The 13,708-nt window shown below is 40.1% G+C and carries 19 protein-coding genes; 14 read left to right on the top strand and 5 right to left on the bottom strand.

Features of this window, described 5'->3' with window-relative positions:
- Positions 1-188: 188 nt before the first annotated feature.
- The 3 genes from FTU98_RS12970 (at position 189) to FTU98_RS12980 (ending at position 1,700) form a co-directional block, all read left to right on the top strand.
- Complete coding sequence (locus tag FTU98_RS12970) at positions 189-566, top strand: hypothetical protein (protein WP_004973545.1); 378 nt, start codon at positions 189-191, stop codon at positions 564-566.
- Entirely contained in the window at positions 556-1,014 is a 459-nt protein-coding gene (locus FTU98_RS12975) for a hypothetical protein (protein WP_225530225.1), read from the top strand. The genes FTU98_RS12970 and FTU98_RS12975 overlap by 11 nt, the downstream gene beginning before the upstream one ends.
- A 197-nt stretch (positions 1,015-1,211) precedes the next feature.
- Positions 1,212-1,700 (top strand): helix-turn-helix domain-containing protein, encoded by a 489-nt coding sequence (locus FTU98_RS12980; protein WP_004973550.1) that lies wholly within the window; start codon positions 1,212-1,214, stop codon positions 1,698-1,700.
- A 31-nt stretch (positions 1,701-1,731) separates the two neighbouring features.
- Here FTU98_RS12980 and FTU98_RS12985 read toward each other — a convergent pair whose 3' ends face one another.
- The 4 genes from FTU98_RS12985 to tusD form a co-directional block, all read right to left on the bottom strand.
- Complete coding sequence (locus FTU98_RS12985) at positions 1,732-2,043, bottom strand: TusE/DsrC/DsvC family sulfur relay protein (protein ID WP_026438386.1); 312 nt, start codon at positions 2,041-2,043, stop codon at positions 1,732-1,734.
- 58 nt (positions 2,044-2,101) lie between these two features.
- Entirely contained in the window at positions 2,102-2,386 is a 285-nt protein-coding gene (locus tag FTU98_RS12990; protein ID WP_004973553.1) for a DsrH/TusB family sulfur metabolism protein, read from the bottom strand.
- 65 nt (positions 2,387-2,451) lie between these two features.
- Positions 2,452-2,802, bottom strand: a complete 351-nt coding sequence (locus tag FTU98_RS12995; protein WP_004973555.1) for a hypothetical protein — start codon at positions 2,800-2,802, stop codon at positions 2,452-2,454.
- A 43-nt stretch (positions 2,803-2,845) separates the two neighbouring features.
- Positions 2,846-3,214: a sulfurtransferase complex subunit TusD gene (gene tusD, locus FTU98_RS13000; RefSeq protein ID WP_154320742.1), complete on the bottom strand. Its 369-nt coding sequence runs from the start codon at positions 3,212-3,214 to the stop codon at positions 2,846-2,848.
- Between the two features lie 61 nt (positions 3,215-3,275).
- Here tusD and FTU98_RS13005 point away from each other — a divergent pair, with 61 nt between their 5' ends.
- From FTU98_RS13005 to FTU98_RS13025, 5 genes are all read left to right on the top strand, one after another.
- Positions 3,276-4,280 carry an SDR family NAD(P)-dependent oxidoreductase gene (locus FTU98_RS13005; protein WP_180051522.1) on the top strand — a complete coding sequence of 335 codons (1,005 nt, stop codon included), beginning with the start codon at positions 3,276-3,278 and terminating at the stop codon, positions 4,278-4,280.
- A gap of 173 nt (positions 4,281-4,453) precedes the next feature.
- Positions 4,454-5,848 (top strand): class II fumarate hydratase, encoded by a 1,395-nt coding sequence (fumC, locus tag FTU98_RS13010; protein ID WP_180051523.1) that lies wholly within the window; start codon positions 4,454-4,456, stop codon positions 5,846-5,848.
- A gap of 133 nt (positions 5,849-5,981) precedes the next feature.
- Entirely contained in the window at positions 5,982-6,170 is a 189-nt protein-coding gene (locus tag FTU98_RS13015; RefSeq protein ID WP_004973562.1) for a type II toxin-antitoxin system HicA family toxin, read from the top strand.
- Between the two features lie 2 nt (positions 6,171-6,172).
- On the top strand, positions 6,173-6,556 hold the full coding sequence (locus FTU98_RS13020; RefSeq protein WP_004973564.1) for a type II toxin-antitoxin system HicB family antitoxin: 384 nt from the start codon (positions 6,173-6,175) through the stop codon (positions 6,554-6,556).
- A gap of 375 nt (positions 6,557-6,931) precedes the next feature.
- The gene (locus FTU98_RS13025) at positions 6,932-7,423 is read left to right on the top strand and encodes a hypothetical protein (RefSeq protein WP_179995486.1); all 492 of its coding nucleotides are present in this window, start codon (positions 6,932-6,934) and stop codon (positions 7,421-7,423) included.
- A 103-nt stretch (positions 7,424-7,526) separates the two neighbouring features.
- On the opposite strand, the gene FTU98_RS13030 is transcribed toward FTU98_RS13025, so the two are convergent.
- Positions 7,527-8,444: a LysR family transcriptional regulator gene (locus FTU98_RS13030; protein ID WP_180051524.1), complete on the bottom strand. Its 918-nt coding sequence runs from the start codon at positions 8,442-8,444 to the stop codon at positions 7,527-7,529.
- A gap of 93 nt (positions 8,445-8,537) precedes the next feature.
- Here FTU98_RS13030 and FTU98_RS13035 point away from each other — a divergent pair, with 93 nt between their 5' ends.
- From FTU98_RS13035 to FTU98_RS13060, 6 genes are all read left to right on the top strand, one after another.
- Complete coding sequence (locus FTU98_RS13035; protein WP_004973568.1) at positions 8,538-9,779, top strand: acyl-CoA dehydrogenase family protein; 1,242 nt, start codon at positions 8,538-8,540, stop codon at positions 9,777-9,779.
- Positions 9,780-9,909: 130 nt separating this feature from the next.
- Complete coding sequence (locus FTU98_RS13040; protein ID WP_179994188.1) at positions 9,910-11,031, top strand: phosphotransferase family protein; 1,122 nt, start codon at positions 9,910-9,912, stop codon at positions 11,029-11,031.
- On the top strand, positions 11,028-11,726 hold the full coding sequence (locus tag FTU98_RS13045; RefSeq protein ID WP_004973573.1) for a histidine phosphatase family protein: 699 nt from the start codon (positions 11,028-11,030) through the stop codon (positions 11,724-11,726). Before FTU98_RS13040 ends, FTU98_RS13045 begins: the two co-directional genes overlap by 4 nt.
- A 10-nt stretch (positions 11,727-11,736) precedes the next feature.
- A complete protein-coding gene (locus tag FTU98_RS13050; RefSeq protein WP_180051525.1) occupies positions 11,737-12,480 on the top strand; it encodes an SDR family oxidoreductase in 744 nt (247 codons plus the stop codon).
- A gap of 162 nt (positions 12,481-12,642) precedes the next feature.
- Positions 12,643-13,353, top strand: coding sequence for an SGNH/GDSL hydrolase family protein (locus FTU98_RS13055; protein WP_179988985.1), 711 nt, complete (start codon positions 12,643-12,645; stop codon positions 13,351-13,353).
- A gap of 80 nt (positions 13,354-13,433) precedes the next feature.
- A complete protein-coding gene (locus FTU98_RS13060) occupies positions 13,434-13,577 on the top strand; it encodes a hypothetical protein (protein WP_179988972.1) in 144 nt (47 codons plus the stop codon).
- Positions 13,578-13,708: the final 131 nt, after the last annotated feature.

Raw genomic sequence — 13,708 nt, forward strand, 5'->3', positions numbered from 1 at the left:
GTATTTTTCTTAATAGTGACTATAGTACAAGTATTTAAAACGACATTTCGTGTCGTTCATATGGTTTACTCCAGTCGCTTATATCCTCGTGCTGAACCACGAGGTTTTTCGCTCCAGTGGATAAAAATAAAGATTTTCTATCTGTACAATCTCGTTAGAATACTCACAGCTTATCTTAGAGAATTGTCATGTCTAAACCACAGCAAAAGCAAAAAAACTCAGCCTTGGCAGAGTTGATAGAAGAACAAAAACTGCTCTGTGAAGAATTTGGTTCAGCCTATATTGCTGTGAGTGGCGATGATGTTGTCGCAGTTGCAGTCCAGACCTTAAATAAAGATCCACTTGTGGGCTTGCGTAAAGCGCCAGAAGGTGAAGAAAAAGTCGCGTGGTACATTTATGGCGGTGAATTGGGTGAAGATGACGTGAACTTTGAAACCATGCCTGTACGCGAGCTACAAGATATTTTGCCCGATGTGCTTCCATACTTGGCTTTAGAACAAGGCTACCGCTTTATGATTGATGCTGATGACTATGAAGATGTCTGGAAAGAAGGCGATGAGTCTTAAGCCTATGCGCATGTCGAACATGGCAAAAATATCGGTGAGCATTATGCTTGGACTGCAAAGTCTGAGCGTAATGGCACAAGGTATTCAAGCGCAGCAGTTGGCACTTGAAGCATCATCGATGCCTATTACAATCCAACACGCAGTCGATGGATTGACCCAAACGCAATATCAATATTTGTTAAATCAATACACGCAAATTGTGAATGACAGCAAAAAAATACTGGATGACCCAGCTAGCCAAGCAACGGCAGAACAACAAAAACAGGCATTTTGTGCACGCTATCACGCCTATAAAAATATTGCTGAAATTTCCGAGCACAATCCAAACTTGTATCCTGCACCTGTGATGTTAATGGTGGCAAGGCGTTATTTAGAGCAGCAGCACAACAGTTTCACGGCTTCAGGTATGACTGAACAAGTTTTTTGTGCAGGAGCTACATCTAAATAGTGTGATCTGCCTTATAAGTGAATAGCAAATCTGAAGATTGAAGATGCAGACATATAAAACCCCAAAACTGGGGATCCCTTTTAAGCAGATTGTGAAGTCATACTTCATTTTTTATCAATTTTCATGCAAAACTGACTTTGCAAAGACTGTAGAATCTTTTAACTTGCAGGTAGTGAACTGAGGGATAGGCGACATAGATGAAATGGGATGAAATTGGCGAGCAGCCTTGTTCGATTGCACGAACCTTGTCGGTGATTGGTGACCGTTGGACGATGCTGATTATTCGTAATGCCTTTATGGGCATGCGTCGCTTTGATGATTTTCAACAACATTTGGGCGTAACGCGGCATGTATTGTCAGATCGTTTAAAGCGTTTGGTGGAACATGAAATTTTAGTCAAAGTGCCTTATGTAGAGCGCCAAGAACGTTTTGAATATAAATTGACAGAGAAGGGCTTGGAGCTTTATCCCTTAATGCTGTCTATGGCAAATTGGGCAGATAAATGGATGGATCAAGGTTTAGGTAAGCCTGTGGAATACATCCATAAAAATTGTGCTAAGACGTTTCAACCTGTCGTAGTATGTTCGGAATGTGGTGAAGAACTGCATGCCAAGCAAGTAAAACCACATTTTACCCCAGTGTATTATCAGTACATCCAAGCACAGCAGAATTTAAAACAAGCCTAAATCAGTGCTGTATTAATCAGCAACAGTTTGTCTATAAGCAGTTGGCTGGTTTAGGAATACCCGCTAAACGACTTAAATGCCGTGCCACCAAACCTGTATTAAATTTTTCCTGCAAAACAGCGTTGTTAATCTCTGGGCTTACAGTTTTCATTAAAAATTTGATTAAAGGACGGGTTGCAGGTGAGTGTCCAAATTGCTGATAAAATTGGCGTACAGCGTGCAAAACTTCAAAATGCCAAGCTGTGAGTTCAAGCTCTAAACTTTGCGCCAATTCTTGCGCCACTTGTTCATTCCAGACAGTGTAATCCAGCAAATGTCCATCTTGATCTAATTCTAGTGTCATCTCTTGTTTCATTCACCCTTAAAAATGCTTTGCATTGGTTTCATATCATTACGGCTTGCTATTTTAAGCTGATACAGCGCTGATGTGCTAAACACAGCGTTGCAAAAGCTGCATAATTAATCGGCTGTACATTTTCCGCCAAATGACCATTCAATATTTCTGCATCATTTTCCAGTACATATATTTTGTCTAGCTGGGCACAGAGTGGATGTTGCTGATGCAATACCGCATCACCCATAAGTACAACGCTGTCTTGCGGAGCATACAAGGCATTTAGCTCTGCTAAAATTGTTGCGGTGCTATCAAAGCTCGCTTGGATTAAATATAAATTTGCGTCAGACATGCTTTTCTCTTTAGATGTTTAGATATGGTCAAATGATCAATCAGATTGTTAAACCACCGATCAACCTACCAATATAAAACTCGATCAAAGGTTTGAATCAGCTCCCGATTCAGTTCCACCCATTCAATTTCATGTACCGTATTTTTGATAAACGGCGAGTTAGCATGTTTATTTTCAATCAAAATTGGGCTGAGGTCATAAAACTCAAAGCTATCGACCAAATTGGATGCCACTTTAAAAGCATGTTTTAGTGAATCAAATGCCAGTTCCGACTGTAATAGGCTTAATGCCGCATCTTGTAATAACACTTTGACTTCACAACCAAAAGTTGCCAGTACCATTGTTGCAGACAAGCTTTCATGCACTTGTAAGCTGTTTAAATTGGCCTGACGTAAAACCACGAGTACAGTTTTCACACAATTTACCTTTTAAATGCAACAGATTTACAAAATGAATCGCTTAAAATTGAATCAGGCGTTCTGTGCTTTGCACTGCATCGGCCAGTTCGCCCAAGCCAACCAATTCAAAGCCTGCGGCTAAATTGTGTTGGCTCAGTTGATGGCGTTTGGCATTGTCTGCATCGCTAATACCACGTGCCAGTGCGGCACTTACACATACGGGTAAACGAATAGACAATTTTTGCCATTCTGTTTTGAGGTTGCGTTGATCATCGGGTACCCATTGCAACTCATTCGCTACAGCAACGCCATCTTGATAAAAAAACACACGAAAAGCCTCATTTTTCTGTTGTAAGGCTTGAGCAAGACCGAGTGCATGCCATGCATGAATAGAGGTTGGTGCGGAGGTTATTAGTAATAAGGTGCTCATCAAAATTCACTAATGCAATGTGCCAAGGCGCATTCAGACTTTATAAAAAAAGGTAGTATAAATGATTTTAGTGACTGGTGGTTTAGGCTTTATAGGCTCACACATTGCATTAAGCCTAATGGCTCAAGGGCAAGAGGTCATTATTGTAGATAATTTATCCAATGCAAGTATGCAGACTTTAGAGCGACTTGAATATATTGCAGGGCGTTATGTGCCTTTTGCCAAACTGGATGTAAGAAATACGCCTGCGCTGAACAAAGTTTTTGAACAATATTCGATTATTGCGGTGGTGCATTGTGCAGGGTTTAAATCTTTAGAAGAATCGGTGCTTAAACCACTGGAATATTATAACGATAACGTCAGTTGTATTATGAGTTTATTGCGTTCCATGCAACGTACAGGTGTGCGTCGTTTAGTGCATCTTTCAAGTATAGCGGTCTATGGCAAGTCAGGATTGAATCTGGAAGAAAGCCAGAGCTTTAATTACACCTATGCCAATCCGTATGTAAAATCTCAGCAGATGGTTGAAGAAATCATCCAAGATACTTTTAGAACCGACAATGAATGGAATATCGCTATTTTGCGCTTGAGTAATATTGCTGGCGCGTTTGAACACGGTATTTTAGGCGAAGTCGTTGCTCCATTACCTAAAAATATTATTCCTTTGGCGATGCAAGTCGCAGTACAGCAGCGTGAAGCGATTGAGCTACGTCAGCAAGCCAATACTGCAGATCAAACCGCAGAACGCAGCTTTGTACACGTACTCGATGCCTGTGAAGCCGTAATCGCAAGTCTGCATTGGTTATTTCAGCAAACACATAGCTGTGAAGCCTTTAATATTGCAGGAGAAGTGGTTTCAATTCAGCAATTACTTGCACGTATTAGTGAAGTGACTGACACTGAGATTGCTACAGTTCCTGCAATTCATTATGAATATCCTGAGTTGGATCAGTTGGGTGCAGTCGTAGATAAAGCACAACAGTATTTACACTGGCAGCCAAAACGTAGTCTGGAAAAAATGCTAGAGGATGAATGGCGTTTTTATCAAAATACGCTTAAGCATTAAAAGTAAGCGCTATAAAATTCGTTGAGATGCGATTCACGAAGCCTCATAGCTGAAACAGATACAATGCAACGGAATTATTGATAATAATTATCATTTACTAGGCTGTCTGTTTTTTATAAGATCGAGATAAGAGCACATGACATCATTGAAATCACGAAGGAATGAGGCTGAACATGCAAACACGTATTGAACATGACACCATGGGTGAGGTTGAAGTTCCGAATGACGCGCTTTGGGGCGCACAAACTCAGCGCAGCTTACAAAATTTTAAAATCGGCAATGAGCGTTTACCACGCGCCATGATTCGCGCTATGGGTTTGGTTAAAAAAGCTGCGGCAATAACCAATGCAAACTTAGGGCAAATCCCTCAAGAGTTGGCGCAGTACATTGTCGGTGCAGCAGATGAAGTCATTGCAGGGCAGTGGGACAGTCAATTTCCTTTGGTGGTGTGGCAAACAGGTTCGGGTACGCAAAGTAACATGAACTGTAATGAAGTGATTGCCAATATCGCCAATCAAAAACTGGGGAATCCTTTAGGTGCACAAAAGCCTGTACATCCGAATGATCATGTCAACCGCGCCCAATCGACCAATGATTCTTTTCCAACTGCAATTCATGTGGCAGCGAGTTTGCAAATTAATGAACTGCTCATTCCTGCAGTAAAGAGTTTGCGCGATACGTTGCATGCGAAAAGTGAAGAATTTTCTGAAATTGTCAAAATTGGACGTACACATTTACAAGATGCGACACCATTAACTTTAGGGCAGGAATTTAGTGGCTATGTATCTCAATTAGATCATAGTTTAAAGCGTTTGGAACAGGCTTTAACAGGCTTGTATGAGTTGCCGCTTGGTGGTACAGCAGTCGGTACAGGCTTAAATGCACATCCTGATTATGCGGTACAGGCAGCGGAGCAATTGGCACAGCTTACAGGCTTAGCTTTTGTGACTGCACCAAATAAGTTTGAGGCTTTGGCAGGGCGTGATGCTGCAGTATTTGCTTCGGGTGCATTAAAAACTTTGGCGGTGAGTTTAAATAAAATTGCGAATGATATTCGCTGGTTAGCCAGTGGCCCGCGTTGTGGTTTTGGTGAGTTGCGTATTCCAGAAAATGAACCTGGTTCAAGTATTATGCCGGGTAAGGTTAATCCAACACAAAGCGAAGCGATGACCATGGTAGTTGCACAGGTATTGGGCAATGACACCACGATTAACGTGGCAGGTGCATCGGGCAATTTTGAGCTGAATGTATTTATGCCAGTGATCGCATATAACTTATTGCAATCTATTCAACTCTTGGGTGATGCCTGCAATAGCTTTAATGAGCATTGTGCCGTTGGCATTCAAGCAAACCGTGAAAAAATAGATCACTTTTTGCATGATTCACTCATGTTAGTGACCGCTTTGAATCCTGTAATTGGTTATGAGAATGCAGCGGAGGTGGCAAAAACAGCTTATAAGGAAAATAAAACCTTAAAGCAAGTTGCAGTAGAGCTGAATTTGGTCACAGCAGAGCAGTTTGATGAAGTGGTACGTCCTGAACAGATGATTGCTCCGAATACCAAATAGTCAGTTTTAAGTAAATTGAGAGGTCTGTGTTTGTCTGCTCAAGATGACAGATAAACACAGACTTTGTTTATAAAAATCAGTGAAACTTTGAAGTATTCTTTCTTATTAAAATTATGTTGTGTATAATTACACAATGAACAGCAAAGACATTATTAAGCGTCTTGAGCAGGAAGGCTGGTACAAAGTGGGTGGTAAAGGCGACCATGAAAAGTATAAGCATCCTGAAAAGCCTGGACATGTTGTGGTACCACATCCACGTAAAGATATGCCAATAGGAACTCTACGCAATATATATAAACAGGCTGGTTGGGAGTGGAGGTAAAAATGTTATATCCAGTATATGTTCACAAAGATGAAGATAGCGCATACGGTTTAACCTTTCCTGACTTTGATGGATGCTTTAGCGCAGCAGATGAGATGCAAGATATTCAGCGCATGGCACAGGAAGCGGTTGAAGTTCACTTTGATGGTGAAGATATTCCGTTACCAGAACCATCAAGCCCAGAGCAATGGTTAGGTGATGAGCGATTTGAGGGGGGGTTTTGGTTGTTAGTTGATATTGATACAACAAAAGTAAATACAAAGTCTATTCGTATTAATATCAGCATGCCAGAAGCTTTAGTGAAACGTATTGATGCTGTTGCAAAAAAACAACATTTAAGCCGTTCGGCATTCTTAGCTAAAAGCGCGGAAATGGCGTTGCATTAATCAAGTAAAATATACTAAACCCAGCCTAAATGCTGGGTTTTCTATTGCACCTAATTTGAATGTAGAGGGGTAATTCATCCTAATACGATTTTAAATTTATGTGTTGGTGTAAAGACATAATTTGCATAACGGCAGAATAGGCTGCTACAAGGTGCTATCTAAATGTAATAGTTCAAAACCCGTCATTTAGTCGCATTAACCACTTTTAGATGCTTTCTTTTATGTCCGTTCCTTATTCAACTTACATTGATTAAGCTGCCATAATTGCTAGAATACGCAATACTTCAAAATACTGTTTTGCTAAAGTTTTGCATTTATTTTGCAAAATTTAATTTTTTTATAAGCAACTCAATATCTTAACTACGGAAATTTTCAATGCTCTCAATTTATTTAACAGATGTTCAGCAACACGTGCAATTTAAAGATTACCCGGGTGAGCAGCCTGTTAAATTTATCTTGAATTTTAAAAAGATTTTTCCAAGTGTAATGGAGCTTTTACTACCTGTATTGCCTGAAAATGAAAATCTGGAAGAAATGACGTGGGAATCGACCACTGCAGATTTAGAATTATTTAAGTTGTTGCTCAGTGGGTGGGGCGTAATTGAATTACGTTTAAATGCGCTCAGTCAGTTCAAAGGCAAGACATTTGCAGATCAATTGGTGAAACAAGCCCAACAAAAACGTAAAGACTTCGCCAAAGCCCAACAACAATTACAAACTGTAGAGCTAGATTATTTATTTATGCATGAAATACATGCCTTAATTGATGCAGAATTGGTAGAAGTAGGTGAAAAGTTCTATTTGCCAATTTTGCGTGATTTATGGAAAGGCAAAGTATCTACAAAAGTTTTGGAAGCGAAGTTTTAAGAACAAACCCATATTAAAAAGCTGCCTCGGCGGCTTTTATTTTTTATAGAATCATACAAGACGATTAGCAACCACTTGCGAATCCAGATCAACCCCAAATAGCCTAAGCAAAAATTTTAGAAATTTCCTCTCTTAAAAAAAAATGTCTTGAATTTTCCTGTAAATCTTTATGCCAATACATCCCCATATTAATTAAGGGCAAGTCTACAGGCACATCAAAAATATTCAATTTTTGGCTCATATTTAAATGCTTTAAAATCATTTTTGGAATAGTCAGTATCGCTTGAGGATGCTGCTGTAAAATCTGTAACGCCGTAGAATAATGCTGACAACGTAAAAAAACCTGCCGTGATAATTGCTTTTGATGCAAATAAATATCTTCTAACAACATACCTGTACGCCGTGATGAAACCCCAATATGTGCAGAAGATAAATAAAGTGCAGTATTCATTTCTTGTTGTGAACTACAGACCACAAATTGGTCTTGAACTAAGGATTGAAACTGAATTTTATCGCCAAAGTTTTGTTCTAAATCAATTACAAAATCAATTTGTTGTGTTGCTAAATCTGCCAAAACCGTTTTGCGGTCTAATTTGTGGCTCAGAAATTTAATATCCAAGTTCAACTTTTGAAAATGCGCCACCAATTTAGGAAAAATAATCGGTTCAATTTCATCATGGATAGCAATTTTGAGCGATTGCAACATATTCGGCTCAAATTGCTGTTTCTGTATTGCAATACTTTGAATCGCCAACAAGGCATTTTTAATAGTCGGATAAATTTGCTCGGCAAAAGGCGTAGGCAGCATTTTATTGCCACTTCGCACCAGTAAATCATCTTGTAAATGTTGTCTTAAACGCTGCAAAGCATGACTGGCGGCAGATTGGCTAATACACAAAATTTGTGCAGCTTTGGAAATACTGCGCTGCTCATAAATTGCAACAAACATCGGGTATAAATTGATGTCTAAACGATGAAAAACGGTAAGATCAACTTTTGCATTGTTATGAACATGATTCATAGTGTTTTATTGAATTAAATCATTTTGTTCATATTACTTTTCAAGTTAAGGTGTTGTAAAGCAATGAATACAATATTTTAAGGGATTTGAACCATGTTTGAGCTATCTGCACGCGCCAAAGACTATATAGAACGTACCAAAGCCTTTATTGCCAAAGAAATTGAGCCGATTGAAGCTGAATTCTGGGCAGAAGTTCACGAATTAAATCAGGGTGGTGACTGGACTAAATGGCAATGGCCAGCACAATTAGAACAATTAAAAGCCAAAGCCAAAGCTGCAGGTTTATGGAATATGTTTTTACCTTGTCCAGAATTAGGACAAGGTTTGTCGGTACAAGAATATGCACACATTGCAGAGTTGAGTGGACGCAGTTTGATTGCGCCAACCGTATTTAACTGTAATGCACCCGACAGCGGCAACATGGAAGTTTTATGGCGCTATGGTTCTGAAGCACAAAAGGCAGAATGGCTGACACCGCTCCTTGAAGGTAAAATTCGTTCTGTGTTTTGTATGACTGAACCTGCAGTGGCTTCAAGTGATGCGACCAATATGCAGGCAACAGCAGTCGTAGACGGCGATGAAATTGTCTTGAATGGTCGTAAATGGTGGTCTTCAGGTTTGGGCGATCCAAATGCCAAAATTATTATTTTTATGGCGCATACACCCGATGAAACCAAAGACCGTCATCATCAACACTCTATGGTTTTAGTCCCTGTGGATACTGCGGGCGTTAAAATTCAACGCATGTTACCTGTATTTGGTGATTACGACGCGCCACACGGTCATGGCGAAGTCAGTTTTGATAACGTGCGTGTGCCTGTTGCCAACTTTATTGGCGGTGCAGGACAAGGTTTTGAAATTGCACAAGGTCGTTTAGGTCCGGGGCGTATTCACCATTGTATGCGTTGTATTGGTGCAGCCGAAAAATCTTTGGAGTTGATGATTGACCGTGGCATGAGTCGTACCGCATTTGGCAAGGAAATTCTGAAACTCGGTGGCAATTTGGAGCGTGTAGCGGAAGCACGTGTGGCGATTGACCAAGCACGTTTATTAACTCTCTATGCAGCCTATAAAATGGATACTTTAGGCAATATGGCAGCACTTACCGAAATTTCTGCCATTAAAGTGGTTGCACCAAGTGTCTTGGAAAAAGTAGTTGATATGGCGATGCAGATTCATGGTGGTGCAGGCGTATCTAGAGATACACCGTTGACAGGTTTCTTTGCCCAAGCGCGTAGTTTACGTCTTGCCGATGGACCAGACGAAGTACACAAAGGCATGATTGCCAAACTTGAGTTGGCTAAACGTGGTTATCGTAGCAGCCGCAAAAAATAAGTCAGTTGCGAATTTTTTATTGTGTCGCTTGGTAGTGTATTCGGCAATATTTCTGATATTGCCGAAACATCTCAAGAGAACACAGAAAATCTATGTTAGATTAAAAAAATTGGAAAATTAGGGAAAAATAATGTCAGTTATTGATGTAGGCGGCACAGTACGCGAAGGCGAAGAACTCGATATTCAGGCAGTGACAGCATGGTTAAAACAACAAAATGTCGATGTCGTAGAACCTGTAGAAGTCACACAATATTCAGGCGGTGCATCGAACTGGACATATCGCCTTAAGTACAGCAATGCTGATTTAATTTTGCGTCGTCCGCCCAAAGGTACTAAAGCTAAATCTGCACATGACATGGCGCGTGAATATCATGTGCAAAAGAATTTAGCCCCGTTTTATCCTGTGTTACCTGAAATGGTGGCGTTGTGTCAGGATGAAGCTGTAATTGGCTGCGATTTTTACGTGATGCAACGTATTGAAGGCATTATCCCACGTGCAAAATTGCCACCAGAGCTTGATTTTAGCGAAACTCAAGTACATGAACTTTGTGTAAATGTCATTGATAAACTGATTGAGCTGCATCAAGTACCTTATGCAGGAACTGAGCTAGAAAAATTAGGGAAAGGTGATGGTTATTGCCGACGTCAGGTAGAAGGTTGGGATGCACGCTATGCCAAAGCACATACCATCAACGTGCCATCTTTTAAATATGTGCGTAAATGGTTGTTAGACCATATTCCTGTAGATTCAAAAACCTGCATTATTCATAACGACTGGCGTTTTGATAATGTGATTTTAGACCCGAAACATCCGACTCAAGTGATTGGCGTTTTGGACTGGGAAATGGCAACACTGGGCGATCCACTCATGGATTTAGGCTCGGCTTTGGCATATTGGGTTGAAGATACCGATAATCAAATTTTTAAAGCCACCCGTCGTCAACCAACGCACTTAAAAGGCATGTTCACACGTCAGCAAGTGGTGGACTATTATTTGCAAAAAACAGGCTTGAGCACCGATAACTGGACATTCTATGAAGTGTTTGGAATTTTCCGTTTAGCGGTGATCGCCCAGCAAATTTATTATCGTTATTTCCACAAGCAAACCAATAATCCTGCATTTAAGGATTTCTGGATTGTCATTCATGCTTTGCATATTCGTGCCTTAAAGTTAATTGGTTTACAAAAACTGGAAGCAAATGAACTAGCACAAAAATATATCGCCAAATTTAAGGAATTGATGCCGAAATGACCACCATTTATTTAATTCGTCATGGGCAAGCATCTTTTGGGGCAGAAAGTTATGATCAACTTTCGCCTAATGGTGAGTTACAAGCCAAATTGCTCGGACGTTATTTTGATCGCATTTTAAAAGAAGCACCCTATGTGGTGGCTGGTTCAATGCAGCGCCATCAGCAAACTGCACAACTGGCTTTGGCAGAATGTTTTCCTGAGGTCGAAATTCATACCGACAGCGCATGGAACGAGTTTAATCATCAACAGGTTTTCGCGCAGTATGAACCGCGTTTTAATCAACCTGAATTGATGAAAGAAGATGTCGCCAAAGAGGTCAATCCTCGTGCATATTTGGCAAAAATTTTTGAAGGTGCGATAGAACGCTGGACGGGCGGTGAATATCACCATGAATATGAAGAATCTTGGCCGCATTTTAAACAGCGTGTCGAAGATGCATTGCAGCATTTATGTGATGACTTAGCCCAAAAACAACCACGATATGCTGTGGTATTTACTTCTGGTGGTGTGATTTCTGTGGCTGCAGGTAAAATTTTAGGCTTAACGCCCAATAAAACCTTTGCATTGAACTGGGCAATTACTAACTCAAGTATCACCACTTTACGTTTGGTCGGCAGTGAACCACAACTGTTAAGCTTGAATGAACATCATTTTATTAAAGCTGAAAACTCAAATTTATTGACTTGGATTTAAGGATCAAACCATGACAAAAACAATTCTAATTACAGGTGCAAGTTCAGGTATTGGTGCGGGTATGGCACGTGAATTTGCTCAAATGGGTTATAACCTTGCAATTTGCGCCCGACGTTTAGAGCGTTTGGAAACGCTGAAACAAGAACTGGAAAGCCAGTTTGGTATTCGTGTTATTGCAAAAACGCTGGATGTCACCAATTATGATCAGGTGTTTCAGGTGTTTCGTGAATTTACACAAGATTTTGGACAAATTGACCGCATTATTGTCAATGCAGGCGTGGGCGAAGGACGTCGCATTGGTAAAGGTAATTTTGCCATCAACAAAGCCACAGTAGAAACCAACTTTATTTCAGCTTTGGCGCAGTGTGAAGCCGCGGTTGAAATTTTCCGTGAGCAAAACTCAGGGCATTTGGTGATGATTTCATCTATGAGTGCCATTCGTGGTATGCCAAAACATCTTACTGCTTACGGTGCAAGTAAAGCTGCAGTAGCACATTTAGCAGAAGGAATTCGTGCAGAATTAATTGATACACCTATTCAAGTTACGACTATTTTCCCTGGTTATATTCGTACCGAAATCAACGAAGGTGCAAAAAAACTGCCTTTTGAAGTTGATGAAAAAACAGGTTCACGCTTACTTGCTGCAGAAATTGAAAAAGCGCCAATTAAAGCCTATGTACCTAAATGGCCATGGTTGCCATTGGGCTTAGCTATGAAAGTTTTACCATTAAAATTGGTCAATAAACTCGGCTAAATAGCAGCGATATCATAGTATTTGAATAGCATCCTGAAATTTAAAGCTGATGATGAATGCAATCACTTTAAATGACACGATGCTATTTTTATATTTGAGTCTCTACTTTTGTTTGGGTTTAAAATTTGTATTTTCGGTTTTCGTATTTAAGAGTGAAATGTGATGTGGCTTAGAACAGCAACCCTTGCCTTAATTCCCGCTTTGGTGATTCAGGGAAGTCGTGTTAAAAAGAACAAGATCCGATTGCCTGAAGCCGAAGGCGCACGAGAAGGTATTACAGGGGAAGGGCAAACGCTGTCATTATTGATTTTAGGCGATTCTGCCGCTGCAGGCGTTGGGGTAGCACATCAAAATGATGCGCTTTTAGGTGCGGTGATTTCTGCTTTGCAGCATCAGTACCAAGTACATTGGCGTTTAGAGGCGCAGTCTGGAGATACTACCTCACAAGTCATTCAAAAAACGAAAAAACTGGTAAATCAAAAATATGATGTTGTGGTTACTTCTGTTGGTGTCAACGATGTAACACGCTTAATGTCGGCACAGACTTGGATTAAACAACAGCAACATTTTTATCAACTTATTCAAGCGAAATTCCAACCTGAATTAATCATTGCTACGGGGGTTCCACCAATGCATTTATTTCCCGCATTGCCCAATCCATTATCTTGGCTATTTGGACAATACGCAAAACAAATGAACTTACAATTAGAAAAAATGATTGCACAACAAGAAGATATGCAGTGGATTGAATATGATATTCGAAAATATCAATCCATGAATTTAGAAATGGCAAAAGATGGTTTTCATCCAAGTAAAGAAATTTACCAGATTTGGGGGAAAGAAGTCTCGGATAGGATTTTGGAGTGGTTTTAGGTAAATTAACTTAAATAATGGTATAGTGTTAACAATCGTCAACACTAAATTATAATTAAATCATCAAGCAGAATGAAAATATGAAGAAACATCCCAATAAACATATTCGCGAAGCAATTGAATATGCGATTGAAAACGGCTGGGATGTTATCGATTCAGGTAAATCAGCACATGCAAAACAAATCTTGCGTAAAGTAAAGCAATGTCATGGAGATGAACTATGAATAACTATCTCCAAGTGAAAGAGGACTCCACCCGTCAGTCAGGGTGGAGGTGAATTTCACAAATTTCAACCTTGTTGATTCTGAATATATTGTTTGATTATTTCCAAAGGCGCACCACCACAAGACCCTGC

Origin of the sequence: Acinetobacter sp. YH12211 (genome assembly GCF_013418015.1) — a bacterium.
Classification (GTDB): domain Bacteria; phylum Pseudomonadota; class Gammaproteobacteria; order Pseudomonadales; family Moraxellaceae; genus Acinetobacter; species Acinetobacter towneri.